Origin of the sequence: Vibrio sp. B1FIG11 (assembly GCF_905175335.1) — a bacterium.
Lineage (GTDB): Bacteria > Pseudomonadota > Gammaproteobacteria > Enterobacterales > Vibrionaceae > Vibrio > Vibrio campbellii.
Window position 1 is genome coordinate 759,981 of record NZ_HG992752.1, and the last position, 26,401, is coordinate 786,381.

Annotated in this window: 23 protein-coding genes and 1 tRNA gene; 14 read left to right on the forward strand and 10 right to left on the reverse strand. The window is 44.2% G+C overall.

The annotated features are described in order from the left end of the window. Positions 1–195 precede the first annotated feature (195 nt). Complete coding sequence (locus KHO06_RS20295; protein ID WP_212583251.1) at positions 196–540, forward strand: HopJ type III effector protein; 345 nt, start codon at positions 196–198, stop codon at positions 538–540. A 60-nt stretch (positions 541–600) separates the two neighbouring features. Here the strand turns inward: KHO06_RS20295 and KHO06_RS20300 are convergent, their stop codons facing one another. Continuing rightward, positions 601–909 (reverse strand): cysteine-rich CWC family protein, encoded by a 309-nt coding sequence (locus KHO06_RS20300; RefSeq protein WP_212583252.1) that lies wholly within the window; start codon positions 907–909, stop codon positions 601–603. Between the two features lie 161 nt (positions 910–1,070). On the opposite strand from KHO06_RS20300, the gene KHO06_RS20305 reads away from it, so the two are divergent. From KHO06_RS20305 to KHO06_RS20320, 4 genes are all read left to right on the forward strand, one after another. Then, positions 1,071–1,760, forward strand: a complete 690-nt coding sequence (locus tag KHO06_RS20305; RefSeq protein WP_045395538.1) for a DUF3313 domain-containing protein — start codon at positions 1,071–1,073, stop codon at positions 1,758–1,760. Between the two features lie 12 nt (positions 1,761–1,772). Beyond that, positions 1,773–1,988 (forward strand): DUF3820 family protein, encoded by a 216-nt coding sequence (locus tag KHO06_RS20310; protein WP_005433583.1) that lies wholly within the window; start codon positions 1,773–1,775, stop codon positions 1,986–1,988. A 41-nt stretch (positions 1,989–2,029) separates the two neighbouring features. Next, positions 2,030–2,272 carry a hypothetical protein gene (locus tag KHO06_RS20315; RefSeq protein ID WP_005433603.1) on the forward strand — a complete coding sequence of 81 codons (243 nt, stop codon included), beginning with the start codon at positions 2,030–2,032 and terminating at the stop codon, positions 2,270–2,272. A 428-nt stretch (positions 2,273–2,700) separates the two neighbouring features. After that, positions 2,701–2,985, forward strand: a complete 285-nt coding sequence (locus KHO06_RS20320) for a hypothetical protein (protein WP_045420471.1) — start codon at positions 2,701–2,703, stop codon at positions 2,983–2,985. 629 nt (positions 2,986–3,614) lie between these two features. On the opposite strand, the gene KHO06_RS20325 is transcribed toward KHO06_RS20320, so the two are convergent. Continuing rightward, entirely contained in the window at positions 3,615–3,863 is a 249-nt protein-coding gene (locus KHO06_RS20325; RefSeq protein ID WP_005433595.1) for a hypothetical protein, read from the reverse strand. Between the two features lie 262 nt (positions 3,864–4,125). Between KHO06_RS20325 and pcp the strand changes: the two genes are divergently transcribed. The 5 genes from pcp (at position 4,126) to KHO06_RS20350 (ending at position 9,494) form a co-directional block, all read left to right on the forward strand. Then, on the forward strand, positions 4,126–4,764 hold the full coding sequence (gene pcp, locus KHO06_RS20330) for a pyroglutamyl-peptidase I (protein ID WP_212583253.1): 639 nt from the start codon (positions 4,126–4,128) through the stop codon (positions 4,762–4,764). 175 nt (positions 4,765–4,939) lie between these two features. After that, entirely contained in the window at positions 4,940–5,203 is a 264-nt protein-coding gene (locus KHO06_RS20335; protein WP_045454738.1) for a hypothetical protein, read from the forward strand. A 63-nt stretch (positions 5,204–5,266) separates the two neighbouring features. Next, positions 5,267–6,253, forward strand: a complete 987-nt coding sequence (locus tag KHO06_RS20340) for a GTP-binding protein (RefSeq protein WP_005433589.1) — start codon at positions 5,267–5,269, stop codon at positions 6,251–6,253. Positions 6,254–6,416: 163 nt separating this feature from the next. Beyond that, positions 6,417–8,036 (forward strand): sensor domain-containing diguanylate cyclase, encoded by a 1,620-nt coding sequence (locus tag KHO06_RS20345; RefSeq protein ID WP_212583254.1) that lies wholly within the window; start codon positions 6,417–6,419, stop codon positions 8,034–8,036. A 165-nt stretch (positions 8,037–8,201) separates the two neighbouring features. Next, on the forward strand, positions 8,202–9,494 hold the full coding sequence (locus KHO06_RS20350; RefSeq protein ID WP_005433606.1) for a DEAD/DEAH box helicase: 1,293 nt from the start codon (positions 8,202–8,204) through the stop codon (positions 9,492–9,494). Between the two features lie 58 nt (positions 9,495–9,552). Here the strand turns inward: KHO06_RS20350 and KHO06_RS20355 are convergent, their stop codons facing one another. The 3 genes from KHO06_RS20355 to KHO06_RS20365 all read right to left on the reverse strand — a co-directional run bounded on the left by KHO06_RS20355 (position 9,553) and on the right by KHO06_RS20365 (position 14,546). After that, complete coding sequence (locus KHO06_RS20355; RefSeq protein WP_212583255.1) at positions 9,553–12,657, reverse strand: polymer-forming cytoskeletal protein; 3,105 nt, start codon at positions 12,655–12,657, stop codon at positions 9,553–9,555. A gap of 308 nt (positions 12,658–12,965) precedes the next feature. After that, on the reverse strand, positions 12,966–13,805 hold the full coding sequence (locus KHO06_RS20360; RefSeq protein WP_212583256.1) for an arginase: 840 nt from the start codon (positions 13,803–13,805) through the stop codon (positions 12,966–12,968). A 6-nt stretch (positions 13,806–13,811) separates the two neighbouring features. Next, a complete protein-coding gene (locus KHO06_RS20365; RefSeq protein ID WP_005442559.1) occupies positions 13,812–14,546 on the reverse strand; it encodes an IclR family transcriptional regulator in 735 nt (244 codons plus the stop codon). A gap of 483 nt (positions 14,547–15,029) precedes the next feature. Here KHO06_RS20365 and KHO06_RS20370 point away from each other — a divergent pair, with 483 nt between their 5' ends. Next, entirely contained in the window at positions 15,030–16,499 is a 1,470-nt protein-coding gene (locus tag KHO06_RS20370; protein ID WP_212583257.1) for an EAL domain-containing protein, read from the forward strand. Positions 16,500–16,503: 4 nt separating this feature from the next. Here the strand turns inward: KHO06_RS20370 and modF are convergent, their stop codons facing one another. The 4 genes from modF to KHO06_RS20390 all read right to left on the reverse strand — a co-directional run bounded on the left by modF (position 16,504) and on the right by KHO06_RS20390 (position 20,998). Beyond that, entirely contained in the window at positions 16,504–17,952 is a 1,449-nt protein-coding gene (gene modF, locus KHO06_RS20375; RefSeq protein WP_212583258.1) for a molybdate ABC transporter ATP-binding protein ModF, read from the reverse strand. Positions 17,953–18,141: 189 nt separating this feature from the next. Further along, positions 18,142–19,026: a MurR/RpiR family transcriptional regulator gene (locus tag KHO06_RS20380; protein WP_212583259.1), complete on the reverse strand. Its 885-nt coding sequence runs from the start codon at positions 19,024–19,026 to the stop codon at positions 18,142–18,144. A 139-nt stretch (positions 19,027–19,165) separates the two neighbouring features. Further along, the gene (locus KHO06_RS20385) at positions 19,166–19,945 is read right to left on the reverse strand and encodes a DUF4886 domain-containing protein (protein ID WP_212583260.1); all 780 of its coding nucleotides are present in this window, start codon (positions 19,943–19,945) and stop codon (positions 19,166–19,168) included. A 9-nt stretch (positions 19,946–19,954) separates the two neighbouring features. Beyond that, on the reverse strand, positions 19,955–20,998 hold the full coding sequence (locus KHO06_RS20390) for a porin (RefSeq protein WP_212583261.1): 1,044 nt from the start codon (positions 20,996–20,998) through the stop codon (positions 19,955–19,957). Between the two features lie 644 nt (positions 20,999–21,642). Here KHO06_RS20390 and dcuC point away from each other — a divergent pair. The 3 genes from dcuC to KHO06_RS20405 are packed head-to-tail and all read left to right on the forward strand — an operon-like array spanning position 21,643 to position 26,052. Continuing rightward, complete coding sequence (gene dcuC / locus KHO06_RS20395; RefSeq protein WP_212583262.1) at positions 21,643–23,004, forward strand: C4-dicarboxylate transporter DcuC; 1,362 nt, start codon at positions 21,643–21,645, stop codon at positions 23,002–23,004. Between the two features lie 10 nt (positions 23,005–23,014). Next, complete coding sequence (locus KHO06_RS20400; RefSeq protein ID WP_212583263.1) at positions 23,015–24,373, forward strand: adenylosuccinate lyase family protein; 1,359 nt, start codon at positions 23,015–23,017, stop codon at positions 24,371–24,373. Beyond that, entirely contained in the window at positions 24,373–26,052 is a 1,680-nt protein-coding gene (locus KHO06_RS20405; RefSeq protein WP_212583264.1) for an NAD-dependent malic enzyme, read from the forward strand. The genes KHO06_RS20400 and KHO06_RS20405 overlap by 1 nt, the downstream gene beginning before the upstream one ends. A gap of 168 nt (positions 26,053–26,220) precedes the next feature. Here the strand turns inward: KHO06_RS20405 and KHO06_RS20410 are convergent. Then, positions 26,221–26,311, reverse strand: a tRNA-Ser gene (locus KHO06_RS20410). Positions 26,312–26,401: the final 90 nt, after the last annotated feature.

Genomic DNA, 26,401 nt, shown 5'->3' on the forward strand with positions numbered 1-26,401 from the left:
CACTCAATGCACCTACAGTAGATATCTATTCATTCACCAACACAGTGAGGAATAGCGCATTGATTGAAGTGTTATTAAACAAGGCTCTGAATATATGTATGATTTATGACCCTTGTATTGGCTTTTTATGAAACAAATGTGTCACTGTTTATCCAATGTTATTTGGGAAAGTAAAGGCACTAGGAAGTAGGAATAATGGAACTAAAACAATTTTTGGATGCGCTAGTGGCATCACCAGAGACAGTAGAATTTGAAACGACAATGGCAGCGATAGAGGCGAACTACGAGTTTACGCCAGCGGCCTTTGTTAATGGTGAAACGCAGAATAATGCAGGTGAGAACAACGGTTCATGCAAGATCTTTGCTTTTGGTCAACTGAATAATCTAAGCAAAGAGGCAACGTTGGCGTGTTTTGGTCGTTTCTACCGAGAAGATGTGTTGGCGCACCCAGAGAATAACGACCATCAAAACATTCGTAACTTTATGGTGACGGGTTGGGATGGCGTGAAGTTTGAATCCCAAGCGTTAGCGCAGAAATAGTTCGCTGAACTTACCTTCATTTCAATGATAGCCAGTCCGTTATGTCCTGTATTCGATGGGCTAGGCGACTGGCTTTTTCTCCAAACATTTACGACACAAACAAAGCTGTCCCGCTTCTGGCTTTGGTAAATCTCTGGTCTCAATATCAAAGCACCAACACGTTTCTTTCCCCGCAGCAATATCGCAGTGCGCATTCGTGCCACATTCAGGGCAAGAGTGGGTCGAATCATTCCCAACCAATTGTTCGAAGATGGCGTCTCGTTGAGCATCAGACTTATTTTTCCACTGAACGATTTCTTCCACAGTTCGGTGGCAACCAGAACAGATCCCGCCATTGTTTTTACAGGCCGCGCGGCAAGGTGACTTCATTATTTTTCTCGTAGTACTTTCCAGTAAGCGGCGTACTTTAACATGAAATTGTGTAGCGGGGAGCTCTATCCTTGATTCAGCAAAATACCCATTAGGTGAATAAATACTGGTCAATTTTATATGGAATGATAAACTGTATATTCAAAGTTTGAGGAGTGGGTATGTTTAAGTTATTGGTTGAGCGCTTGTTTAAGACAACGGTAGTTGTATCTCTGGGTTTCATCTTGAGTGGATGTGCTGGTGGCCCTGTCGTCAGTGCGACGAAATTCACCAGTTATGAAGATTTTCGTCCTGGTCCAGAGGGTGGGGTCGATCTCGTTTGGGCGAGAGTAGGCTTGCGCGATGCTACTCGTTTGAAAGAGAAAATGGATGAATACGACAGCGTAGTGATTGATCGAGTGATGGTCGTGGTTCAAGAATCTGAGCTCGATGATGAAGAAATCAATGAATTGACGACATACATGGTCGATCAGCTAAAAGCGCGCATCTCACCAGTCAAAAAGATTGTCGACCAACCCGGTGAAAAAACACTTCGTTTGAGTATTGCCGTTAGTAATGTAGAAACGCCGAATCCTGTTCTTGCGGTTACCTCAAGCATTCTGCCGGTTGGCTTGGGGATTTCTACCATATCAAAAATCACGACAGGGGAGCACACCAATGTAGGTTCCGCGACAGTGGAGTTACTTGTGAGTGATTCAGAAAGTGATACACCGCTGTTTGCTGCAATTGATCGTCAAGCAGGAAACAAAGACTTCTCAACCATGATTGATTCTTTAGACGATGCCAAAGATGCAATTAACTGGTGGGTCGATCGCTTGGGTGTTACTCTTAGCCAAGATTTATCCCAATAGACCCCGCAGTATATGTTAGAAAAAGAAAACCTTATTAAACTCGCTCGAATGCAAATGCCGTTTGGCAAATACGCTGGGCGTGTGCTTATTGATCTTCCAGAAGAGTACCTGCTCTGGTTCGATAAAAAAGGTTTTCCGGAAGGGGAGCTAGGCGAACTGCTAAAACTCTGCCTCGCACTAAAAATTGAAGGCTTAGATAGTGTTGTTAAGCCTTTAAAGCGTATGTAACCTGCTCCAGCAACTCCCCATTTTTAAATAAAAGATTGAACATGAATTTTGATATCAATGCACTGAAACACCACCAATTGGTTGAAGATGGCCAACTAGAAGGGTGTTACCTTCATCAGCCCGCGCAAGGTAGCCAACAAAATGACAAAGCGGTTTTGGCAGAACGCCAAGCGTTGGAAAAGATGGGGTACAAGGTGATTCAGGTTCAAGCCAAAGGCGGCACAACAACGTTTGCAGAGGCGATGCAAAAGTTTGTGAAAAAGACCGGGCACCAGCCTCAATAATAAACGGATAGGTCCGACCAAAGTCCCTTCAATCTTTTGAGCAATATCAACTACCTTCATACAAAAGAGTCAGGCTGTCGGGCTGACTCTTTTTGTCCCTTGCCGTACCAGCGATACTTAGCTTTTCAAACTATAGCAATGTGCTTTGCCTCATTTTTCCCCATACTTTACTTATTCATATCTTGTTAACCAGATTCTGGCCTAGTCAAACTTATCCGATTGAATTGACAAATTAGCAATCCCGTTCTTGGTCGATATTTGCGGCCCAGTATTCTTTAAGTTTCTTAACCTATTGATTACTAATTGAGGCAATATGCTTAAAAGTGCATTATGTAAGAGCCAAAGGTGACAATGTTTCGGCTAATAGGCGTTATGCATCAACGCGGGAAGTCACCATTTAGAATTATTAGTATCTAAGGAGGGATATTGTGGAGTGGTCAGTTTTAATCGTATTTTTTGTGTTGTTGATATTCATCGGTCACGGAGAGTTATCTGCGATGAAATACAAGCATAAATTACTGGAACGTAAGATAGACTTCTTACTTGAGCGTTCTGGTTTGTCCGTAGATAAACACTTCGGTGTGCCAGTACAGGTGTTAGATGCTGTCAAATCAGGTAACAAGCTAAAAGCGATGCGGCTTTATCGAGAGGAAACAGGCGCTTCTTTAATTGATGCCCGAAAAGTCATCGAAGAACTCAGGTCAGACACATAACAAATTGCTCAAGAGGGATTCGCAACGCGTGGTATTTTCACCATGCGTAGGTTTTTGTTTGTGGAGTGATGTTCGATATCTTCGGTGTTGCGTTGTTCAAACTTTAACAGGGCGTAAGCTCTCAAAGCACGTTAAATGAAAATTTTGGACCACTATTACCATTTTTTGAAAAACTACTTTTAGAGCAAGGTGTTTATTTAGGTTCACTAGGTTATAGACCTCAGGCACTCAGTGGCTCAAAGAATTAATAAACGACTATGGCTTAAAGATACTTTCTCTAACGTGTTTCTGCCCAACTGCCATTTACACGGTAAGAAATAAAAAAGCCCCGTGTAACCCAAGGCTGTCAAGCGGGCTAAACGGGGCAAACAGAGCGAGTAGGAAAACTGCTCTGCGATGGTGTCCGGAAACGACAATTAGAAATCGCCTCCGAGATAAATTCTAGGAATTTCCCAGCTTGCTTTGTCAGCGAAATGTCACGACTGCTTACCATGCAGACAAGCTTATTTTTTATTTTTGAACAATAGCTTAGAAAGCCAGCGGGCATTGTAGGAATGAGCTGAAATGCCTGACAGATAGTACAAAAAAGCTCGCGATATAAGCGAGCTTTTTGTCAATTAAACGCAGGATTAGTGCTTACGCTGTGGGCCGTGACGAACGATGTCTTTACCGTGTTCGTAAACGTGTTGAGAAACCCAACGGCCAAGAACTAGCTGATGCTTGTCATCTAGTACTGCAACAAATGGACGACCATCTGTGTTGGTTGTCGCTAATGCTACGCCAGCGACGCCTTCAAGACCTAGCGCGCCACTTTCAATTAGGTGTAGGAAAGCTTCTAGCTCTTCCAATGTTTCGATAACGTGATTATCAATGTTCATTGTCTTCAATCTCTTTGAATTGCAGATGTTCAATGGTCGCGTACTCTACCTAACTTACCATTAGAAACCAAGTGAGGATTTGCTCGGCAGAACATGGCCTCGCAAGTTCAAGATAGGGCCTGACTCTAATTTTACACCAAATGTGAGTCACAAGTTTGGGTAGACCACCGCCGCGATGCGATAATACTTGGCTTTGTGACACTAAGTTATTGTAAATTCGAGCCTCAACCATTGAGTTTTACTATCAAGAGAAAATAGCCCGATGAAGAAAGTGTTAATGACAGGTTTTGAACCATTTGGTGGTGAATCCATCAACCCTGCTTTAGAAGCAGTAAAGCGACTTGATGGCAAAAAACTCGATGGTGGTGAGGTGATGATTTGCCAAGTACCCGTAACACGTTATGAATCTATTAATACCGTGGTTAATGCGATTGAGCAATATCAGCCAGACATTGTGATTACAGTAGGGCAGGCAGCTGGGCGTGCTGCAATTACGCCGGAACGTGTGGCGATCAATGTGGATGATTTCCGCATTCCTGATAATGGTGGCCATCAACCCATTGACGAGCCGGTAATCCTAGATGGCCCAGACGCGTACTTTACCACGCTACCCATTAAGGCGATCACGAGCGCTTTGCACAAGGCAAATATTCCATGCCAAGTCTCGAACACGGCAGGGACATTTGTGTGTAATCACCTATTTTATGGCATTCAGCATTATTTACGCGATAAATCGGTTCGACATGGTTTTGTGCATATTCCTCTTTTACCCGAGCAAGACGTTTCCGGTAGTCAGCCAACGATGTCATTGGATGTGATTGTGGAAGGGTTAGCGTTGTTAGCTCAAGCCGTGATCGATAACGAATCTGACATAGCTGTCACTGCCGGACAGATTTGTTAAACAGTACAACAAGCTCAGGTCTTTACGCCAACACCGAGCGATGAACGAGCTCGGTGTTTTTGTATCTGTTAAGTCGCTCAAATTTTGTGGAGTATGAAAGGAGTAGCATTGAGGCGTGAAGTGGAGAAGTAATACTGACTCACTTTGATCTCTCGTTCAAATAAGGCGAACTATCATGAAAAGCAATAGAAGTAAGATCATTGCGCTTTCCTCTGCGGTTGTTTTCGCTTTGGCTATTGCCGCTTTAAAATTTGAAAACACCCTCGGACTGCTTCCTATCCTTGTAGCGATTGTCGCGTTCTTTACTTGTGTGATTCACACCAGCATGCACCTTTCTGGTGTCAAAAATGCCGATGCGTTCGGTTATTACCAACAAGCTCAACAGACAAAAGCGGAAGCGCTGCATAAAGGCTTAGACCCTCGCGATAAAAAGCGTTGAAGCATCTCACATTCTCCGTATACTTTGGACAAGCATTAAAGCACAAGCTTGTCGGAGAAGAGCATGTCACATCGAGTACCTACTAACATACTGACGGGATTTCTTGGCGTCGGTAAAACTACGACTATCCTGAACTTACTGAAAAACAAACCAGAAAATGAAAACTGGGCGGTGTTGGTGAATGAGTTTGGTGAGATAGGTATCGATGGTGCGATGATGACTGACCAAGGTGCAATGATCAAAGAAGTACCGGGTGGCTGCATGTGCTGCACGGCAGGCGTACCTATGTCTGTTGGTATCACGGCTTTGCTGCGCCAGAACCCAGATCGTCTTCTTATTGAACCAACGGGCTTGGGCCATCCAAAGCAAGTGGTTGCGACACTAACCTCTGAGCAGTACCAGCCGTACGTGGATCTTAAGGCAACGATTGCGCTTGTGGACCCGCGTAACCTAAGTAACGAGAAGTACCTTTCTAATAAAAACTTTGTCGACCAGCTTGATAGCGCAGACGTGGTCATTGGTAGCAAAGTTGACCTGTGTACAAGCCACGATATCGATGTGTTCAACGACTGGGTGACTGATCAAACGCCTTCGAAAGTGTTCAGCAAGCTGATTCACGACGGTGACTTGCCAATTGAAGTGTTGGACATTGAACGTGTGCACGGCAGTGCTTCTTCTCATATTGAAGCGCATCATCATGATCATGCTCACCAAGAGCCTCAATTCCAACTGCCACCGGGTGAAGCGTTTATCCGTAAAGAGAATAAAGGTCAGGGTTACTTCAGCTGCGGTTGGTTGTTTGGCGCGGAATACTCGTTCAACTTTGATCAACTGTTCTCTATGCTATCTGAGCTAACGGCTGAACGTGTCAAAGCGGTGATGAACACTGACCAAGGTTGCTACGCGTTTAACGTTGCTAATGGTGTGGTTTCAGTCAATGAAATGAGCCTGCAGGGCTTTGAATCACGCCTTGAAGTGATTGATTCTCAGTTGATGCCTTGGGATCAGTTGGAAGCGATTCTACTTAAGCTTTGTGGTATCTCAGAATAGACGCCCACTAAGATTGAACAAGGCCTGAGCAAATGCTCGGGTCTTTTTGATTGCTTTTCATTATTGAGACGATAGAAAACTATCATCGTCACAAATCTATCTGTATGTGATTTGTATCACTATAATCGCTGGTTTTCTTACTGCATAAGAAACCGGAGAGCGCTTGAATCCTGCCTTATCTTTCTCAAAACTTAAGTTCTTCTGCCTGCGTTTTGTTGTGATCTTCTTCCTGCTGGTCGCGGTGTTTGGTGCCATCATTCACTACGATACATCTGCGTCTGAAGAAGCGGAAAAGAGCAACATTCGTGTGCAACAAAAAGCGTTGTTACAGGGTAAGAAGCAATACATCGAGTGGGTGATGAGTTCGGTTGTCCGCGAGACTGCATTGTTGGCTGACATTATGTCCGCAAAGCGAGTTTATGAGATTACCGATCTTCCTTTGGATGAGCAGCGCAGTGCACAGCTTTCTCGTTTAAGCTCGATTCTAGAAGCAGTAAGCCAACGAAAAGAAGTTTACGACCAGTTGCGCTACATTGATTTGGAAGGCAATGAAGTTGTGCGAATCAACTTTAATCATGGCCAATCCCAAGTGGTCTCAGAAGGACAACTTCAAAATAAACGTCATCGTTACTATTTCTCAGAAGCGCTTCAACTGGGTTGTCGCAGGATTTATGTTTCGCCTCTGGATTTGAATATGGAACACGGGCAGATTGAAGTGCCTGTGAAGCCGATGATCCGGCTAGCTACGCCCGTGCTAGATGAAAGCGGCAATAAACGCGGTATCGTGGTGGTGAACTACCTGGCGAAGTATCTTATGGAAGGCATGCAATTGTTCAACCTTGATAGGGGCACGAACTACATGCTTCTCAATCGAGATGGTTTCTATCTGTTCAATAAAGAGCACCGCGAGGCTGAGTTTGCGTTCATGTACGACGATCGACAAGGCGAAACCATTTACGCTGATTACCCAGAGTTAGACGATCAAATTCGAAATACGCTATCCGGACAAATTGAAACAGATGAGGGCATCATAACGATTGAATCGGTTGGAGCAGTGGATCGCATCAATCCATACTGTTTTCAGGATTACCATGTGAGTGAAAACAGCTCGACAGCTTGGAAGTTGGTCTCTTACGTTGATTTTAGTAAGAGAAAACAGATCTGTAACTCGCAGTATGAACGTAAGTGGTTAATGCAAGTAGGTGTGGTGCTGAGCATTGTTCTGGCTTATTTCATCGCACGCTTTCAGCTTCGCGCGTTTTCGGACAACCAACGCATTTACTATTTAGCGCATCATGACAGTCTAACTGGTTTGGTTAACCGAGCCGCTTTTCAAAGCCAAGCATCGGAGACTTTATCCCAATGTTTGAAAGCGGGTAGAGAGGTGTGCTTGATATACCTTGACCTTGATAGCTTTAAGTTTATCAATGATGAATACGGCCATGCGGCGGGCGATAAGACCCTTCAACACGTCGCTTCCGTGATGCAGCGAGTGTTTGGCAGTAAAGCGCTTCTTGCTCGATTAGGGGGCGATGAGTTCGCTATTTTATTGAGCAGTCAAGAACATATGCAAGATCCAGAACATTTCGCGTCGTCTTTGATTCAACTGATTCAAGACCCTATCGAGGTTCGCCCTGATGTGTTCCATCAAGTCACGACCTCAATTGGTGGTTGCTATGCCAAAGAGACAAACTGCACCTTGGATGAGTTAATGCATCAAGCGGATATGGCGATGTATGAAGCGAAGAAGTCGGGAAAAAACCGGTATTTCTTCATCCAATAAGGGAAAAGCACGCGTAAAATTAAGAATGCGGAATCGAGTGGTGCGTAATTCCATGAGTTTTTACGCTAACACATGAGAAAAGTGAGATAAATCACTGGAATTCGGGTATAGTGCACCGCTAAAATTTTTATAGCTATTTAGTGATTTGTTTAAGGAATACGCTCAATGTCATTTTCATCTCAAGGTTTTGCGCCAGAAGTGGTTAAAGCTCTGGCAGAATGCGGTTATGAGAAGTTAACGCCAATTCAACAGAAGGCGATTCCAATGGCCCGTAAAGGTCATGATATTTTTGCAACGGCACAAACGGGTACGGGTAAAACTGCTGCGTTCTCTCTGCCTATGATTCAACAGTTATTGGAATCCGGTCGCAGCGCATCTCGCAAAACGGCACGTGCACTGATCATGGCGCCTACTCGTGAGCTAGCAGAGCAAATCGCGGACAATATCAAAGCATACACTAAGTACACAGACCTATCGGTTGCGGCGATCTTTGGGGGGCGCAAGATGTCTTCTCAAGTTACCGCGCTTGAAGGTGGTGTGGATATTCTTGTTGCGACGCCTGGTCGTCTAGAAGAGCACATCGAGCAAGGTAACGTATCAGTCGCGAACATCGAGTTTCTTGTGTTTGATGAAGCGGACCGTATTCTTGATATGGGCTTTATCCATGCTGTACGTAAAATCATGATGGATGTGGATACAGACCCACAAATCATGATGTTCTCAGCAACAACATCGAGCCAATTGAACCTATTGGCGAAAGACATCCTTCGTAAGCCAAAGCGCATTGAAGTAGAACGTGCAAACACAACGGCACAAACTATTGCGCACGTACTTTACCCAGTGGATCAAGAGCGCAAGACAGAGCTTCTTTCTGAGCTAATCGGCCGCAAGAACTGGAAGCAAGTCTTAGTGTTCGTAAACTACAAAGAAACTGCGAACGATGTTGTGAAAGAGCTTAAGCTAGATGGCATCAAAGCCGTTGTGTGTCACGGTGACCGAGCACAAAGCGCTCGTCGTCGTGCGTTAGAAGAATTCAAAACAGGCAAAGCTCGTGTAATGGTTGCAACAGATGTCGCTGCTCGTGGTCTGGATATTGAAGATCTACCACACGTAGTGAACTACGATATGCCATTCCTCGCAGAAGACTACGTTCACCGCATCGGTCGTACAGGTCGTGCTGGTAAACAAGGTCACGCCGTATCGTTTGTTAACCGCGAAGAAGAGCTAACTGTGGTGCAGGTTGAAAACCTAATCCAGCAACGCATTCGCCGTATCGAGCTAGCGGGTTACGAGCCAAAACAGCGTGAATCTTACATTGAGAAGCTAAACTCAAAGCCTGCATTCAAGAACCGCCAAGGCCGTCGTAACAACCCGAACCAATCGGCAACAGACCAAGGTTCTGCAGAGCGTCGCTTAGCGATGGTAAAACGCTTGAAAGCGCGTCGCTCTTCTAAATAATTGAACAAAATAAAAAACGCCCCTCACGTTAGGGGCGTTTTTTTGTGCGGCGAAGGTTTTAATTCATCCCAATAAAATTCGGTTCTCCGCGGTAAATAATGCGGTCATTACCACGATGGATACCAAAGGTTACTACTGTTGGTGGGTTGTCTTCGTCTGCGTCACTCTTATCCCAGTTGTACTTAAGCCAAGGTAAGTTATTCCCCGCACTGCTCAAATCCAAATGGAAGCGAACTTGCTCTCGTGCCGAATCGACTTGGCTGGCAATAATGCCGTAGGTTCTGCCTGCGATTATCGAACCTTCGCCAGATAACAAAGTGTTATTAGGGGCCGAGTTGGACCAAATTGGCGTACGAATATGGTGCTCACCATTTGTTTTGGTCGCGCTATCCTCAAAGTGGGTTACAAAGCGGCCGTTTTGCCAGACTTCGACATCCAGAGGAACTTTAATTGTCATGCCTTGGTTGCCACCAACGTCTTTAAAGTTGAGCCTACCAAAGCGGATATCCGGTTGCTGTTCTAAGATATGTCGGTCATCAAAGAAGTGTATTTCGTCGACGACGTTTGTGTGAGTTAGGCCGATTTCACTCTGTGTTGAATTGGAGTCTTTGTTGAATGGGCCATCTGGATACTGACCATCCGTCTCATCCTTTTCCCAACACGGGCTATTGTCGCAAGTCGCATTACCACTGGCTTTTTTGATTGTGAACGTGCCGACACTTGCGTCGCCCACCAAGTTCCACTCAACCGAGTGCGCTGCTGGTGGAATGAAGCGATCGACGTAGTCACTCAATTCACCCAAATGGAAATGCTCTCGGAGGCTGGCATTGAAATAGACGTAATTCTCGATGTCTTGTTTTTCCGCATTGAGGGCAACCACGTCATAACGTACCTCCTCAAATGGTTGATTCATGTAGATGAAGTTTTGCTTCGTCGGGTACTTCCATTCCGCTTCTCTCACCTTAAAGTATTTGGCGTAGAAGCGACCGACATTTCGAAAGCCAGTGTTAACCGTCATATCAAGGTACTGGCCACTTAAACTGGCTTTGATCTTTAGGCTGCCAACTTCCTCCCAGTACAAACCGGAGAAGGTGTATTGAGAGTTCTCACTCTCGGTGTGGCTGCGAGTGAGTGCCAAGGTACTTTCCAGTAACTTCTCAGATTGGTTTGCAGTTTCGGTCGGTGTCTTCTGTTTACTGCTGATGACGATGCTCGCCGCGGGCGCGTCTTCTAACATAAAGTTGTGAGTAACGTCTGCGTTGCAATAACTCTTTGTATTAACTTCACCGGTAACAGAGCCACCGCTTTGCCAGATGATGGGTTTAACGGTCAGTGAGAAGTGTTCTCCAGCGGCAATAAAACCAGGGCCACTTTTCGAGGTACCCGAAGCCAGTGCGGTTGAACCGTCACAAATAGCTAGGGTCCATGGTCGAGACTTCACATCAAATGTGCCTTCAACGTATACGGAGCCTTCATCTGGACATTCTGCGAAGCCTGAGCACTCGAACCTATCGGACATTTTTACCGAGAACAATCCAGATTCATTCGTGATTAAGCCGTGACTCGAGAGGCCGTCTTTAAAATCTGCAGAATAACTGAAGTTACCTTCGCTGCCACCTGCGGGTTTGAGCAGAGGATGAGTGATTTGCGGTTTGCCATCATAATTGGTTGCAATGACTTGTTCACCGGTAGTTGCACACGCCAACAAGCGAGTGTCCACGGTCTGTGATTTACCAGCAATGACGTGGATTTCTTTAAGGCTACTTAGGTCCTCTGCGTAGGCTTCGAACATATATGGCGTAAACATAAACTGCACAGTCTGCATTTTGTTTGTGTCATCCACCATGGTAAAGGTGAGGGTATAGTTTGCATCGAGAGCGATAGCATCAATGTTGTTAGGGACGACTTTGACTATCAGCGTACCGTCATCTTTTGAGATAAAGTTATTGTCATCAATCTTCTGCTTTCCTTCAACCATCTCAAGGGTGAATAGGTTAGGATCAGAGAGAGAAGCCAACACGTGAGCACTTGTCATTTCACCATTATTGGTTGTGGTTACAGTAAACTGAGGCAATTCGTCACCACACATTAATGCCATATCCTCTGCCGGCGTAACGACAAGGTCGAAGTCATCATCGGTTGGGGGGGTAATATCACATATCGGAATCTCGTCCGGCATAGGACACTGTTTAGGTAACTGATTACTATATGTACAGTCTAAGTCGTCGAAGCCACAATAGTTTTTTGAGACCGTTGCGACTGGTACTGCGGAGTATATGAAGCCACATATTGATGTGTCTTGGAGAGAGGCTTGCTGAAATGAATTTACCGCCAACTCCGGAGCGTATACGTTACTAATGGCATCAATGGTGACTTTATTACCTTTAACACTGTCCGTTAAATTCTTGGTTCCGAAGATATCTATATTCTTAAAGTCTACTGTCGAGAATGCGTTAGTGTTACCAACAATTAGGTTTCGCCCACCTTCTGAAGAGATGTGTTGGCCGATTGATTGTAAGTCACCACAAACTTTTGCTTGAACTAACTTGATATTACCATTGCTGGTCAGGTTGCCATTGACGACGCTGTCTTTAGCTAATAGGGAAGTGTCTACTATGTTGGAGCTAGAAGAGCCTGCATAAACGTCGCCCTCTATCTGAGTCTGCTCAAGTTCAACTTTTCTCAAGGCATGGATATCACCGAAGACAAAGTTTGATTGCCCTTTAAGCGATATACTGCCTCCAGAGCTCTTGATATCACCAAAAACAATCGTATCTTCGATAGAAAGCAGACCATGTGAGGTCAAATTACCAACTATCTGACTCGGTTGGCCTGTATTTTCAACGACGATTTCTAGGTTTGCGCCTTCTGTCTTTATGTTGATTGGCGTTGTTTCAGAGCCAATATTATTTTGCCCTTTGAGCAAGACATTGCCATAGGCAACGATGGTTGCAGTTTGTTGAGGCTGAGTTGAGTTTTCAATATGAGCGCCTTCTGGGATACGAATAGCACTGGAGCAGGTATAAGTGGTTCCCTGAACTTTGAATGTGTCGCCCACACAGATTTCATTCAAAGTGGCGATATCGGCCAGGTCATAAACTTTTGCCTCTGCCATTACTGGGAAGAGTAATGCTGTACTTAAAATGCTGAAAAAGCGCATCATCAAGTGTCCTAAATTTAGTGGAACTTAATGGCACCAAGCGAAAGTGAGTAATGGACTCACAGAATATGATTTAGCGAATGTTTTTTATCACGCCTACTTATTGAACTATGGTTGTTTTTTATTTCGTATGTTGTACCAAGTTCATATGTAAGCATTAGACCTTGAATGTGATCTTAGTTCAATACCTTGGGCTGAAGTGCGTCACACTTTTGGTGGAATAATTTGTTAGAAAGTAAGTAAAAAGAGTGATTTGGAGTGTTCAAGGCAAAGCCACAACGAGTCTGTGGCTTTATCCGTTTAAAAACAAGTTAAGCCGCGTGGTCAATCAAGGGGGCAATTTGGTACAACTCTTCAAGAATCGCTTTAGTTTGCTTCGAATACACAAGGCGATCTCGGTCTCCGACTAATTGAATCGCTTTTACTTTTCCTGATACTAAACACAAGCGAATCATGCGCAGCACCATCTGAATATCTAGCGCTGGTGTGCCATCAAGGTGATTCTTAGTAAGCAGTGACGCTAAATCAATCGACACTATGATTTGGTCACAGTGATCAAGATAGTTGCCGACTTGCTGCTTCAAATGATTTCGGAAACGGAATGTAAACTCACGGTCTGTTACCCAGTCACAGCCTTGATCTTCTGCGTATTCCCATGCTTCTTGTTTTGTGTCTTGTTCGCTTGTGCCTGCAAAGAACAAACGGACATTTTGGTATCGCGAGAGGGCAAAATGGAATGCAGAACCGACGCGTGGCTCGAGTGTTGGGTCAAGATTCATCTTGTGACCGATATGGATGATCCCAACTTCGACATTGTTGCTGACCACAACAGGCAGAATGGATAACATCGCCTCGGTGCAATTTGACAAAACGACGGGTACTGAGTGACGTGAGAGAGACAAGCTCAATGCTTCTTGAAAATCGCCGGTTTCAATTTGATGATGAGAAAAGTGGCCAAGGTTTGCAGCAGAGCCTTGGTCATGCTGTTGGTAAAGCCAGTCACTGGCATTCTCAAGACTTTGATCAGCTAATTCAAACGTTCCATGACTCATCGGGGCTAAATGTTCACATACCGTCATAAAAGAAAAAGGGTAGTGATGGATTGATTTATTCGCTCGATGAAGTTTGTAACGTTTGAAAAAGCTCAACATGGTGAATTACCTTTCTGGCGGCAACGCCCTCGCTGCCTGCAACACATGCAAAATGATACGCTGCTTATCCTTCTCGACTCGGTGAGCCGGAGCCATCACCGAGACCGCACCAATCAACTTACTTCCTTTCATGACTGGGGCACTGATGCCAGATACACCAGGATCGATTTCTGATGTACTAACAGCGTATCCGTTCTTACGGATGGTGCTAAGCTCTTGTTCCCACTCGCTGAGGCGATGATCTTGTCCAAAATGACGCAAGATTTTTTCGCAACGGCTTTGAGGCATGAAAGCCAGCATCACCTTAGATGAGGCGCCACGAAGCAATGGTTGACTTTGACCCTGGACGTAGCTGCATCGAAGCGCCTGCATACTTTCTTTTTGTCTGACACAAAGCGCACGATAGCCAGAAGGCACCATGTAAGCCGCCATCTCACCCGTTTGTTGAACCAATCGAGCAAGAATGGTTTCCACCATATCCAAACCGTGTTGAGCGGTTTCATAGCTGTGCATTAACAGCAGGGCGGCAGGACCAACTACAAAAGTTTTGTCGTGTACGCTTTCTTCGATCAAGTTCCACTCTTTGAGTAGCTTCAAGTGCCGGTAAAGACTACTTAAAGGCACATTCAGTTGTTCACTGAGCGTTTTCGCAGAGACTGGGAATTGACTAACTGCGACTTGCATTAGCAACTGCAGCGCCTTTTCGTTGACTTGGTTAGCGTTGGCTTTGTTTGTCGTCATGAGCGTGTTGTAACGTGATAATGGATAGGCAACAACTATAATTCTTAATAGCTGAGAAAAGGAAAATAATTAGAAATAGATATTCTCATAGAGTGAGAAAGTGGCCTATTAATATTTTGTTTGTCTCAGCCCAAAGGTTCGCGTCTGTCTTGGGATATGAGGCCATTCGCGTTTACGCAATACGAAAAACGCTAGAACCAGACGAGCAGCAGTGCTGAAAATAGAGAGTCTATAGGAAAATTTTGTGTGAATTTCTCTTAACGGATCGCGCTTGGGTAAGGAAAGTTGATACACTCCGTCTCTGAAATGAGCCACATATCAATAAGTCATTGTTATGTTTGCTGCGTTGTGTTTTGTTAACCATACTCAATCAATGGATTGGTGTAGTCGTGCTTTTTAGTAATGAGCCTTAATAAGTAGTTGATAGAAAAGCATTACTTACTCTTTCGCTACCTAATTTTATTCAGAAGAGACAATATTTAAATGATAAAGAAAGAGCTTTTGAAAAAAGCCATTATTTTTCTTCTGCCTATACCGTTAGTTGCGGCAGAAGTGCTCTACTTAGCGCATCAAAGTATTCAACGAAACCTTGACCATATTCTCGATAAGAACATCCAAGTAGCAGATGAGATCTTTCATCAGATTGAAACTGAGAATCGCACAGCATTGCTGCGTCCTGAGCGCTGTGAAGTGTTACAACAAAACTTGATGTTCGAACGTAACATCGATGAGATGCTGATTGTAAAAGGCGATCAGATTATCTGTTCATCAAAGCTAGGCGCGATATCCCGTCCTGCGGATGACTATATCCAAATGTATCGCCCAGAGACTCTGTCACTTGGTCATGTAAATGGTTATCCAGATCAGGTTTTGTTCTTGAGCACTAAGAGTGAAGCTCAACCAGAATATCAAGCGGTCACCATTGTCGACCGAGACTATTTTGGTGCCACGATAGGCTACCGTAATGACCTGAGACTTAAGCGGACTGCAATCTTTGTTGGCGATGAGTCTGCACCAATGGATTCGACGAAAGATGGTGAGAACGAAGTTGCGCTCAACCACTCCACCAGTTTCGATTATGAAGGGTTAATTGAGGCCAGTGACTATTACGTCGAGCAACAACGCTTCTCATACTTACTCTCTTCCATTCCTATTTTATTGGTTTTCTATTTCCTCATTTTCCTCGTCCGTCGCTTTATCGATCCACAGCGCAACATGGTCTCTGAGCTTAAAAAAGCAATCAGGAAGCGTGAATTGAAGCTCTACTATCAACCTCAAGTGGATGCTCAAACAGGCAAAGTTTTTGTTTATGAGGCATTGATTCGATGGCCGCATAAACTGAGAGGTTTTATCTCACCGGATGAATTTGTACCTGTGGCAGAAGAGAGTGGGTTGGTAGAAAGCCTAACCGATTTTGTGTTGGATAAAGCCTGCGAAGACTTCTCAAAAGTTAAATTGGAAGAGTCGATACATTTGGGCGTCAACGTACCGCCTGGTTATTTGTCAGATTCCCATGTGATAAGAAAAATTGAGAACATTCATCGTACTTTAAAACAACACAACGTCGAATTAGGGATTGAAATTACCGAAAGGCAGTTGATAGACAGTAACGCCATTCAACATATCGCTGCTCTGCGAGTCCACGGTATTCAAGTGCTTATCGATGATTTTGGTACAGGGCAAACCGCCTTAGCCGTATTGCAGCACATGAAGGTCGATTACTTGAAAATCGATAAGTGCTTTGTCGATACTATTGGGATTGAGAGTGTGAATTCCTCAGTATTACACGCCATAGTCAGGCTGGCTGGCGATTTAAGTGTTGAGTTGGTTGCAGAAGGCGTAGAGACAAAAGAGCAAGCGGACCACTTAAAAGCGCTAGGGGTGAACATTCATCAAGGTTACTTCTATGCCAAGCCACTCCCTTATGCCGAAGTGGTTGACAATAGAGAGTAGACGTTTATTCGATGTGCCCCTTGTAACATTGAGACGCTTGATCGAACTTAAACTCAAGATAGTTTTGAATACTGTCTAAGCCATCTTCTTGATAATGGGAAACGTAGAGAAGTTGGCTTAGATTTTCTTTCGCGATTAGCTCTAGTGTATTTTTCACAAGAACTCGCCCTAAGTAATCTAAGCCTTGATAAGGCTCGTCCAAAATCAACAGAGTAGGCTGTTTCACTATTGCTCTAGCAATCAGCAATAAACGTTGTTGACTATACTCTAGTTGCTTAAAGGAGGTCTTCTCGTGTTGCGCCATATGGAGAATCGTCAGCCACTCTTTCGCGATGTTGATTTCTTTTTTGCTTGGTTGAGAATACAGTCCAATGGAATCATAAAAGCCCGACAGAATCACTTCTAATGCACTGCAGTTCACGCGGTACTGGAGGTGTAACGCCGAAGATACCATGCCAATGTGCTGCTTAATTTCCCAAATGGTCTCGCCACTGCCACGCTTTTTACCAAAGATGTGGATGTCGTTGCTGTAACATTGCGGATGATCACCAAAAATCAGGCCTAGTAATGTGCTTTTTCCGCAGCCATTTGGGCCTTTAACTTGCCAGTGTTGACCTATATCGATACGCCAATTCAAATCGGTGAAAATGGTTTTCTCAGTGTAATCCACCTTACCGTTCTTTAACTCAAAGATAGGGTTGTCGAAATGCGTCGAGTGCTGATGCTGACGAATCAGCGCCATCATCTCCTCGCTTTGTTTTTCTGACTGCGCTTTTATCTGTGCAATGATAGGGTGCTGATCCCAGCTCTGTCGGTCCATGGTGCTATCGAGCTTGCCACCATTGAACAGCGCAATACGTTCTATCCAGTCGGGCATGTCAGATTCACGGGAAAACGTAATCAGCATTTGTACCGATTGAGAGAGTGTCTGGAGATACGTTGCTAATGACGCACGGTGCTCGACATCTAAACCGGTAAACGGGTTGTCTAACAACACCAGATCGGGTTTTACCGCGAGTGCTCTTGCAAGCATGACTCGCCGTGTTTCACCCGTTGATAGGACTCTGAATCCGCTTTCTGCTAGATGCGATAAGTCGAGGTCTTCAATCAGAGCTTGCGTGAGTGCTTCATCTTTACACGCTTCATAAATCAAGCGAGAAACGGAACTCCCTTGGTCAATACGGTCGAGAAAATCGGTGTCGTCTTTTTCTATCTCTAGTTCCAGCAGTCGTTGTTGCTCGGAGAGAGATACCTGAGCAATCCGGTAACCATCGATGTTCAGTTCACCAGATTCAGGCTTTATCTCACCACACAACAAGTCACCAAGCATTGAACCTATATCGCCTTCAGAGCTGAATATGCCCCAAGATTCCCCGGTTTCAATCCGCCAATCATTAATAGAAAGGGTAGAAGTGTTTGCGTTGGCAGTGAGATGATGAAATTGAATCGGCATTGTGTCTGTCTTCCATGATTTATTGTTATGTTGTGTCTAGTTATAACAAGCTTTATCGGGCTATTACTAATGTTTAGGAAGAGAAAGAAGTTTAAATTTAAATGAGTGCTAAACTCTGCGCTCATATTAAAAGCAATTTAATTGAGAGGGGAGCCTGTTGATCCCGAGAAGAGCTCGAGCTTTAAAGCACTACTTAAGATCAATTGATGAGAATACATCAAAGAATTTGAACAGAGACTCTAACTCTTCAAAGTTGTCATCATCGTTAGATTCACGTTGTACGAGAAAAAGGAGCAATTCAACAAACAAGAAGCCTATAGTTCGACTGTGGAAGATTGAATCAACGTCACTTGGTAGCACATATTGTGCGTTGCTATAGATACCGTAAGGATTCGAGTGAGTATTGGTAATAACGATAACGTGAGCATTTTTACTATTGAAATATTTAGTGATATCTAATACAACGGGGTTAAAGCGATAGTAAGAAAAGGCAATTAAGACATCTTCTTCTTTTATGCCAAGCAGTGTTTTTGGTAGTTCGCCTTTATCGAGAGGCAATAAGATGACTTCAGTTCGGTTGTATTTCAATAGTGTTGAGAAGTGAATCGCTAACGCACGCGATGAAGCAGGGCCGACGACATAAATGGTGCGACTTTTGTCGGCGATCAATTTGGCGAGTTTCTCAAGCTCGTTAATGTCCAAATCTTTAGCAAACTGGTCGATGAGTTGGCTCACATTGAAAATATAGCGCAAGGCTTCTTCTTTTGTATTGGCGCCCTGAACCTGTGATTTGGCTTTGCTAGCATCGATTGGTGTAACGATGTCATGGGCGATTAAATCTTGTTTTAATGCATGCTTAAATGCTGAATAACCAGTGTATCCGAGCTTATTCAAATAGCGGCCTATCGTCGCTTTGCTAACTTTTGCTTTCTGAGCTAGGTCGATGATGCCGTAATAAGACAACTCACCAAAGTGCTCAATGATAAATGTATTAAGCGCTGCTTCGGAGTCAGTAAAAGGTTGAAGCTGCTCTGCCAATTGTTTGTAGGAGTCCAAATCGAGATGGTCTTTCATAAAGCTCAATCGTAGTTCGTTGTATTGATAAGAAGATTAACACACGGGGATGAGTGCTTTGTTTTTTGCTGTTTGAAAGGTGATCTTTGTAAGGTAAATGGTCTTCTGCCAGAGTAGACAGAAGACCACAATCAGGGCGTTATTTGTTATCTTGGAACCTCTGAACGGTTTCCCATGCTATGGTTTGCAACTTTTTCGCGGTTTCTGGAGACATATCAGTATCAACTGGAATTGCGCCGCCCACTGGTGATTTATTGTATAGCGTTGCAAAGAACACTGATGCAGCTAGATAGGTGCCTTCAAGTGATGGATGTTTACCATCACTATGATAAAGATTGATCTCTGGGTATTGGTTAATGCTTTGTTCAAATGCCAAACCTACGGGCGCTACATATCCCCCCGTTTTTTTCGCGATATCTTGGTACGCATTTGCTAACGCGCTTGTCTGCTCTGGGCGGGATTGTTGAGCCCACGTCATAAAATAAACCACTTTAGAGCCGGCATTATGTGCGATTTCGGACATGGTTTTTGCCGATTTCTCAAAGTAGTCACGTGATGACGCTTTTTTAGTGATAGGTTCCATTGAATTGCCTTGGAATACGACCACATCCCAATCTTTCAACGTGTTTTGAAAGCGTAGGTTTGGCTCATGCCAACCTAAGCGACCACTTGAAATAGTAATACCTCGATAGCTGTAACCTTTTGCGTTATTTGGCAACAAAGATCGCGTTAAATCACGTAGCCGAGTATTTAAGTTATTGTTGTAATGTGTATACGAATTTCCGTAAATCGCAATGACTTTGTTGTCACCGTCCATCTTTGCTGTTGGTGATGGCGCGATAACAGTATCGGCATGAACTACAAAGCTGCTGAGTGCTATAGCTGTCATTAGCAGGTTTGTTTTAAGTAGTTTTTTCATCGTAGGTCCTTAAAAGTCGTAGCGCAGCCCAAGTGTGATTGCATCGTCATCACTGTCTTTATTCTTGGAGGCGAGTTCTCGGTCATAGGTTAAAGATAAGTAAGTGCGTCGGGCTAATGTCCACTGGCCTTCTACACGCCAATCTTCTTTCTCGTAAATCTCCTCATCCTTTTGGTCTAGGAAGCTGTAACCTGCTAACACTTTGAAGCGATTCCATTTGTATGCGACGATAGAATCCATACCGAAATATTTATCTTCACTTCCGGCGTCTTCATTTATCTTGACGTAATCAGCGGTAACGCCAAACGTGAAGCTTTTTAAAGACAGCTCTATACCACCCATAATTTGATCATGTTGCTCGCGCTTTGTTTCAGTGTTGCTTTTGTTACGATTGAATTGACTGATTGCGATTGCCGGGGATAATTTGAAGCCTTCGCCTTTATAGTTCATTCGGTAACTGGCCATTATGCCGTTATCAAGACGGTCATTCTCGCCATTTCCCATCACGTAAGCGGCTTGAACTTCATGAATGCCAAAGTAACCGTTGTACTGTAAAGTTGCGTCTTGGCGGTTGTACTTGTAAGAAGTATCAATGGACGAAATGCCATAGTTATAGATACCGGGAGTGTAGTTTTTGTATTTATCGGTCATCTTCATAACCTGATACATTGGGTTTTTAGTGCGACCAAAGATCATCATGCCCCAATCGTCATTCTCGATACCTAAGTAATTGTAACGAGCCTCTAAATCTTCACCTTCATCAAGGCGAGTATCATTCGTTTCTGTACGAACTTGCCATTCAAATTTACCAATGACACGGCTGTCTTCAATTGCGCTTAGCTCTCGGCTCATATTAAAACCAAGGCGACCACTCATTCTTCCTGACCAATCGTCTTTGCTGGCAAAACTTTCGTCCCCTTTAGCGATTTGACCTTCCAATCGACCATATATGTCTAGTCTATTGGTTTCATCATCATAAACGTTTTGTGCCTGAGCGAACGATGCGAGGCAGAGGGTAGGTAAAAGGGTTAAGAGAGGTTTATTTCTAATCATTATGCTCATTCCATGCTTGTTATTGGAAACCTTTGCATCGTAATGAGTGGCTTGCTTAAAAAATAAGGGAATTGCCGCTTCCCTATTTAAATATTGATAGATCTCTTATTTCAATTTGAATTTGTTATGTGAGTCATCCGCTTGGCTCTCTAACTATCTATAAAGACACGAACAGGTAAGGAGATAGCGCGAATAATTTGGCGAAATTGTGACCCAGTTAAATCTATTGTTACAAGTTGTGAACAAAATGCGTTCGTGATGAGAAATGAAAATTCCCACTGATTTACTGGATGCTAAGAGTATGAAGTGAGCACAATAAACTCAATATGATTCATTACTTTATTAGGCTACTGGAAGGTGGGAATAATGGGAAATTCAATTTCTCATTTCGAGCTAATCAAGAATATTGAAGGAAAATTGAACGATACGTTTTTATTTAAATTGTGATCGAGGTTGTTCGAAGGATAGAGACATAAAGGTGAATGAAGACAATTATTTGAATGAATGGTGATTTAACGAGCTGTAAAGAAGGAGAGTTTTAATTGAATCACATTTTTTCTAGAGAAAGGGCACTTCCCATGTTGCTACTGGCACCTAAGAAGCAAGATAGCGGTGACTCAATACTTAAAAAAAAGGTGAAACATATGGTCGCTCTGCTCGCTCTGCCGATTGTTTTCGGGGCAGGATTTCTAATCATCAAGAAGTACAATACGCAAGCAGTATTGTTCGGCTCTGGTATTTTAATGATGCTGGTTGGGGTCATTGCCGGTGGTCCTGATTTCTTACCAAAAGGGGTGAGTTCTTCAGGGGCTACCGTGGTTGACTTCTTTTTGGTGATTAAATCAATTTCTTCTTCAACATTGGCCAAGCTTGGTTTAATCATCATGGCGGTAGGTGGTTTCTCCAAATACATGGGATACATCGGTGCAGCAAATGCGCTGGTTAAAGTGACGACAAAACCGCTCTCTGTGATAAATAACCCATACATCATCCTCGCTCTTGCGTATATTTTAGGCCAGTTTTTGAACGTATTTATTCCAAGCGCCGTTGGGTTGGCTATGTTGCTGTTGGTTGCCTTATATCCAGTTTTGGTGGGCATTGGCTGCACTCCAGCATCGGTAGCTGCTGTGCTTGCCACAACCGCATGTTTGGACTTAGGGCCTGCTTCTGGTGCGTCCAACAAAGCCGCAGAAGTGATTGGTATTGATGCCGCCTCTTACTTTGTGGAGCATCAGCTGTTTGTCGGTGTGTGTACGGCACTTGTGATTGCTGTTTTGCATTTTGTTTGTCAAAAATGGTTTGATAAACGTGATGAAGTTAATGGTGTCTCATACGAGCTGCAAGCAAAAGAAGATACTTCTCGTGAAGCTCCAATATGGTTTGCTGTTTTGCCTGTACTCCCTCTGGTACTACTTTTGACCTTCAGCAAGTTCGCGATTACCTCAATTAAGATTGATGTCGTCACAGCAATGTTTATCAGCTTGGCGGTTGCGATGGCGTGCGATTACCTTTATTCAAAAGATGGCAAGGCGGTTGCGGCCTCACTTAAGGTTTACTTACAAGGTATGGGCGATGTGTTTGCTGGTGTCGTATCACTAATTATCGCCGCGCAAACTTTCGTTGTGGGACTCAAAGCAATCGGCTTTATTTCCGGCATGCTGGGTGTCGCTACGCACCTTGGTTTTGGTTATACCATGATGGTGATTATGCTAGTCGCTATCATCGGTGTTACAGCATTGATGTCGGGCTCAGGTAACGCGGCGTTCTTCAGTTTTTCCAATTTAGCTCCGGATGTAGCGACACACGTTGGTGTTTCAACTGCTGCTCTTGCACTACCAATGCAACTGTCCGCTGGTATTTTCCGTTCTTTCTCTCCTGTTGCTGGCGTTGTGATTGCATGTGCTGGTGTGGCGGGCATTCCTCCCACAGAGTTAGTCAAACGTACCGCGATTCCAATGATGGGCGGTTTGATTACTGTTCTTCTAATTACATTTATTGGCGCATAGGAAAGAAGATATGCATGGTTCAAACGCTTCCGTCTTTGACTCGACACTTTACTCGCCACTGTTCACACAGATCGAAATGAAACGAGTTTGGTCAGATGAAAACTTGATTCGTACTTGGCTAACTTTTGAGGTTTCGATTGCTGAGGTGCAAGCAGAGTTAGGGTTGATTCCTTGCTCTGCTGTCGCCTCGATTGAGCGCATATGTAATTTACAAAATATAGATTGGGAACGATTAGCGCTAGAGACTCAAGAGGTCGGTATGGCAATCAAACCGCTTGTAGATCAACTTGCTGAACGTGGTGATGATGACGTCAAAAAGTACTTACATTGGGGATGTACGACGCAGGATTTGCTCGATACAAGTCTAGCAATGCGAGTTAAGCAGACTCTGGACATTATTCGTGGGCAATTAATCACGTTAGGCAATCAGTTAAAACTGATGGCGTTAACACACAAACGAACGGTAATGGTTGCAAGAACCAATGCGATGGATGCGTTGCCGACAACTTGGGGGCTTCAAGTGAGCAGTTACCTTCAGGAGGTCACTCGTCATCTAGTCCGCCTTGATGAGATTTACCCTAGAGCAACAACGGGAATGTATGGTGGAGCGGTGGGTAATTTGTCTTCGATTGGAGAAGAGGGGCTTCACGTTCGTAAGCGCTTGTTTGCGAAATTGGAGCTAACAGAGCCAAAAGGGCTTAGGAATGCGAGCCTAGATCATATCGCGGAGCTCATCCAGTACTTTGCACTAGTGCATGGCTCCTTGTGTCGTATCGCGAATGATATCGAAACCATGGGAAGGGCATCGATTGGTGAAGTCCGTGAGGGCGAAGCGGGCGGTGGTTCTAGCACTATGCCTCACAAAGCTAACCCGCGCGCAGCCAATATGATTCAAACTCTATCTAGAATGGGGTGGATGTACGCTTCGGGAGCACCAAATCTAATGGATCAGCAAGATGTTCGTTCTGCTTCTATGCGTGTGTTGAACTGGAGTTTAGTTCCAGAGGCATCACTTGCGTTGTCGACATCATTAGAAAGAGCTGATCGTCTGATGGCAAACCTTATTGTTAATGAAAGCAAAATGCTGGAGAACTTCTCAGCTTCTCGCAACTTCATTATGTCTGAAGCGGTAATGATGAAGGTGGCAGAAAAGTTGGGTCGAGGTGATGGCTACAACAAAGTGAAAGCAGCTATTGCGAATGCGCCAGAGCAGGGTGAACTCGCAAATGTCCTCAAGAGAGACCAAGGTATTTCAGCGATACTTTCTTCAGACGAAATTGATGCAGCGTGCGACCCTAAGCATTACTTAGGCTGTAACGAAGCGCTAATAGACGAAGCGATAGAATTATACCGAAAGGTGGCAGGCTAATGTTAAAGAAACTTTTTATACGACAAGCGGGCAATACACTACTCAATACACCATTACTAAACAAGGGTAGTGCTTTTTCATTAGAAGAACGTAAGAGCTTTAACCTTACAGGGCTTTTACCTGCCAACATCGAGAGTATTGATGAGCAGGTTAGTCGAGCTTATGAGCAGTTCTCGTTGTTTGTTTCTTCGATGGATAAACACATCTATCTACGCAATATTCAAGACACGAACGAGACGCTCTACTACAAACTCATCAATCAGCATATTGAAGAGATGATGCCTATCATATATACGCCAACTGTGGGAGATGCATGTCAAAAGTTCTCTCAGATCTACCGTCGTAACAGAGGTTTATTTTTGAGTTATGAAGATCAAGGTGAGCTTGAAGAGCTGTTGAACAATGCACCGAATACTGATGTTAAAGTTATCGTCATTACGGATGGAGAGCGCATTCTGGGGTTAGGTGACCAAGGCATTGGAGGTATGGGCATCCCTATTGGGAAGTTAGCGTTATACACAGCGTGTGGCGGCATCAACCCCGAACATACTTTGCCAATTGTGTTGGATGTGGGCACTAATAATTCTGCTCTTCTTTCTGACCCTATGTACATGGGATGGCGTCATCCTCGTATTTCTGGCGAGCAATACTATGAGTTTGTTGATGATTGTTTAAAAGCCATTCGTCAGCGATGGCCTGATGCTCTGATTCAGTTTGAGGACTTCGCACAAACAAACGCGATGCCTTTGCTCACTCGCTATAAAGATAAGTTCTGCTGCTTTAATGATGACATACAAGGAACCGCATCTGTCACAGTAGGGACATTACTCGCTGCGGCGAATGCCACAGGTAAAAAGCTCTCAGCACAGAGAGTAGTATTTGCAGGTGCTGGTTCTGCGGGGTGCGGCATTGCCGAAGCTGTAGTTGCTCAAATGATGGCTGAGGGTATAACAGAGCAACAAGCGCGTAGCCAAGTTTTTATGGTCGACCGATGGGGAATGCTAGAGCAAGGCATGACGGGATTACTTGCTTTCCAGAAGAATCTCTCTCAACCTGTCTCCGTTAGAAAAACGTGGGGAATTCAAGCAAATAATGAGATCAGTTTGCTTAACGTAATTCAGCATGCCAAACCGGATGTTCTGATCGGTGTTACAGGCGTACCAGGGCTGTTTAACCAAGCGGTTATTGAAGGCATGGCAAAAGGGTGTGAGCAACCTGTTGTGATGCCACTTTCAAACCCAACCAGCCGAGTAGAAGCGAAGCCAAGTGATATCATCATGTGGACGAAAGGCAAAGCAATTGTTGCGACGGGTAGCCCATTTGCTGATGTGGTATTCGAAGGTAAGCGTTACCCTATCGCTCAATGTAACAACAGTTATATCTTCCCTGGCGTAGGACTTGGTGTGATCAGTGCAAATGCCAAACGTGTTACAAATGAAATGCTACAGCAAGCGAGCATTGCATTGGCCTCAATGTCACCCATGCTAAAAGGGAAAAACTCATTATTGCCGCCGCTTAGTGATATTCAAACTGTTTCGAGAAATATTGCCTTAGAGGTGGCGAAAAAGGCAGTCGAGCAGGGTAAGGCTAGCGATAGGACGGAGGAGCGGTTGCAAGAAAGAATTAATGAAGAATTTTGGGCTGCTCAATATTGTGAATATCGTAGGATCGCATCGTAACCCTTTAAACCTCTGAAATATGAAAAGGCCCGCTAATTTCTTAGCGGGCCTTTTACTGAAATGTGGCGGAGTGCTGGGGTCGCACACGACTAGGGATTTAGAAATCCCGTATTTTCCAAATGCTAAAACGACGAAAGCCTGTTGATTTCTCAACAGGCTTTCTAAATGTGGCGGAGAGATAGGGATTTGAACCCTAGATACGCTATTAACGTATGCCGGTTTTCAAGACCGGTGCTTTCAACCACTCAGCCATCTCTCCGTTGCGGGACGTATAATAGGGTGAGGCAGAAACGTTGTAAAGCATTGTTTTAATGAAAAAGAACTGATTGCTTGTTTTGTGGTCACACCT